The following is a 3,217-nucleotide window of genomic DNA, read 5'->3' on the forward strand; positions in this document are numbered from 1 at the left end:
GCGGTGCTCCTGCGCGTCCAGCGCCGGGGTCTGCCAGCGAGCTATGTGCCGATCCGGCTGCGGTAAGCTTCCACGCACCATAGTTTTGAAACAAGAAGACGGCCTGTGATGGGCCGTCTTTTGGGTAATTGTATTGATCTCAATCACGACGCTCGAATGACTGGCATTGCGTCGAAAACGGCCTCGCGTCTTTGGTATCGCCACTAGCCAAAACAGACTTATACCTGTCCGGCTTGCGCTCTAACGCAAAACGGGGAAACCAAATTTCATGAGTCTGGTACAGTCGCTTGCCATTGCCCGCACCGAAGAAGACGTCAAGGACGCCTATATCAAAGCGCTTGGCCTCAAGGGCGTGTTCAAGGGGCTGGTCGATATCCAGACCCCCGAAATCTGGTTCGAGGCCAAGGAAACCCCGACCCCGCCACTGCTGATGTTCGCGCAACTGCTGACTTATGTCCGCGCTGCCCGCAAACGCGGCGAGGCAATCCCCGGCTTTCTGTGCGTGATCGACCGAGAGAAGGCGGCGCTGATGGCGACCGAACACGCCCTGCCGCTGCTCGATGACAAGGCGATTGTCTGGCCCAAGTCCGGCTCGGCAGCGGACAAGGCGATGGCGGCACAGATTGCCCCGACGATTGAAACGCATTTCGTGCTCTATCAGATCGACGGCTACGAAGCGGAGTTCATCAAGGCCACCAAGGATGCGGTGCGCGAAGGCCGGATCATCCGCACGCCCATCACGCCGGACAATCTGCGGCAGGTGTTCGATAAATGGGTGGCGATGGTGGGGGTCGAACTCGGCGTCAAACGGCAAGCGGATTATGCCGTGCTGTTCTTTGCCGATATCATGCACGATGGACGCAACGAGGCGATGCGCAATCTGCCCGCGCGGCTCCTGTTCAATGGCGACAAGCCGGTTTTCATCATCGGGGCCGAGCAATACGAACTCGCCAGCGAGCGCGGCTATCTTAATTTCTGGAACATCTATCACCGCCCGCCCGAACAAAAGCACCGGCATTACCTGCTGGAACGGCGCGACAGCCTGCTGCCGATGGACGACCAGAAGTTCAAGGGCGCGTTCTACACCCCGCTGCACATCGTTGATAAAGCCTATGACCAGCTTGCCGCCACGCTGGGCGCAGACTGGCAGCAGAAATACATCGTCTGGGATATGTGCGCGGGCGTCGGCAATCTGGAAGCCAAGCACAGCAACTTGCGCAATGTGTTCATGTCCACGCTGGATCAGGAAGACGTAACGATCATGCGCCGCAACCCGGCTTTCGCCGGGGCGGAGATTTTCCAGTATGATTATCTGAACGATGATGTGACCGACTTTGGCGAGATTGATTACAACCTCTCGGGCAAGGTGCCGCAAGCGCTGCGCCAAGCGATTGCCGATGCGCGCGAGGGAAAGAAGGGCGCGAAGCCGATCTTGGTGCTGATTAATCCGCCTTATGCTGAAGCGATGAACGTCGACAATGTAAGCGGCTCTGGCGGGGACAACGCCGAACTGAAGAAGGGTGTTTCAAAAACGCGCATCAGCTAAGGCATGAGCGATCTTGGTTACGCCACACGCGAGCTGTTCATCCAGTTTATGCATCGAATCCAGATTGAGATTCCCAAGTCTACGCTCGCAATGTTTAGCAAGCTGAAATACATAAACTCACCAAATTTCGAGCTTTTTCGCGCACGTTGGACAGCCGACTACCTAGATGGTTTCGTTGTCCATAGTAGGGCGTTTGACGGACTGAAGGGCAACTTTCCAATCGGCTTTCTCGTTTGGAACCTAAGCAAAAACGTCCCCGCAAAAGGTGTTCAAACCATAGCACTTGACCGAACCGGACAAGTTATTGGCGAAAAAGTATTCTATCGGGAGCTGGTACGGTCGCCCCTCTCCGAATGGATCGTAAGGCCGCGCTCAAACAAGCAAGATGCCCTACCTCTCAAGGGCGCGCTGTTACCAACCGAGAGTACGAAGGACGTTAGGGGGGATAAGTGGGCTGACGGCGCAATCGGCAGCATGATTGTGTTCGGCAACGATTTTCAACACTCGGCTCAAACAGCACTGCTGTCCTCCGGGTATGGCAACGCTGGTGCGTTCTTCGTCACCGAAGAAAACCTCTGGCAAGCCGCCATTGTCTTTGCGGTCCGTCGCCTCCTCAAGCCGACATGGCTCAACGACCGCGACCAGTTCCTGCAACCCTCTCAGCCGCTCACGGACGAGTTCAAGTCCGATTGCCTCGTGTGGATGCTGTTCAACGGCAGCAATCTCACCGCCGGAGCTGACGGGCTGCATTGGAACAATCAGGATTGGTCGCTCACCAATCACTTTATCCCCTTCACGGAACGCGAACTCGGCGCAAAGGCGCGGTTCGAGAGTGATTTCATGGTGCGCTATATGGCGGGCATGGCCTTCTCGCTTGAGGCGCAGGCCGTGCTCGATGAAAGCCGCAAGCTGTTTCAGCGCTTCCACGTCACAAGCTTTCCGAACAAGATCAGGCAAGAATACAAGCTGGGCCGTGCCGATGCCGGCTGGTATCAGGTGCGCCGCGCGCTCGAAGCCAATGGCGATACCGAACTGACAGATTTCGACCCGTTCAAAGCCGCTTACGCTGCACTCGGCGAAAAGCTGCGCCCGACGGTGTATGAGCTGGGATTCCTGCCAGCGTGACGAACCTTCTAGGCCGAGAATAACTTCCGCTCCGGGGGCGGTAGCTGCCGTCATCCTGCTCCGCGTTGACAAGAGATGCAAATGTTCTCGTTCTTCGGGACGCCTTCGCTGCAAGTGATGGCCTGCCCACTTCCCTACTGCCCGGTCGCCTGATTGAGAAAATCGTCGTTAGCTGCGGGCAGACCTTCGGGGACGATCACGCCTTGCTCGCCCGGCGGCGGGCCCTCGAGGCCGGGGCGCTTCTGGGTGCCGGGTTCGACGATCTTGCCATCGGGATCGACGTAGAAATAATCGTCCGGGTTGGACTGCATGTTCTCGTCATCGGGCTCGAGCTGCCATTGCGGCAGCTTTAGCTCGGTCTGGAAGGCTTCGACCGGGCGCTTGGCGGTGGCGACGGTCATGTAGGCGGCGAACGCGCGGGCGGGCGCGGTGCCGCCTTGGAGGCCGGGGACGGCGCGGGCATCATCGCGGCCCATCCACACGCCGGTGGTGATCCCGCTCGAGAAGCCGAGGAACCAGCCGTCCTTGTTGGAGCTGGTGGTGCCG

2 protein-coding genes and 1 pseudogene are annotated in these 3,217 nt (G+C 58.3%); 2 read left to right on the forward strand and 1 reads right to left on the reverse strand.

Annotation, left to right across the window (positions count from 1 at the left end):
- Positions 1-268 precede the first annotated feature (268 nt).
- Both Q0O40_RS15805 and Q0O40_RS15810 read left to right on the forward strand, forming a co-directional pair.
- Positions 269-1,546 carry a hypothetical protein gene (locus Q0O40_RS15805; RefSeq protein WP_295532119.1) on the forward strand — a complete coding sequence of 426 codons (1,278 nt, stop codon included), beginning with the start codon at positions 269-271 and terminating at the stop codon, positions 1,544-1,546.
- 3 nt (positions 1,547-1,549) lie between these two features.
- Positions 1,550-2,671, forward strand: coding sequence for a hypothetical protein (locus tag Q0O40_RS15810; protein WP_295532122.1), 1,122 nt, complete (start codon positions 1,550-1,552; stop codon positions 2,669-2,671).
- Positions 2,672-2,805: 134 nt separating this feature from the next.
- Here the strand turns inward: Q0O40_RS15810 and Q0O40_RS15815 are convergent.
- Positions 2,806-3,217, reverse strand: a pseudogene (locus Q0O40_RS15815) (penicillin-binding protein); the annotation flags it as partial.

Source organism: Novosphingobium sp. Chol11, assembly GCF_945870625.1.
GTDB lineage: Bacteria > Pseudomonadota > Alphaproteobacteria > Sphingomonadales > Sphingomonadaceae > Novosphingobium.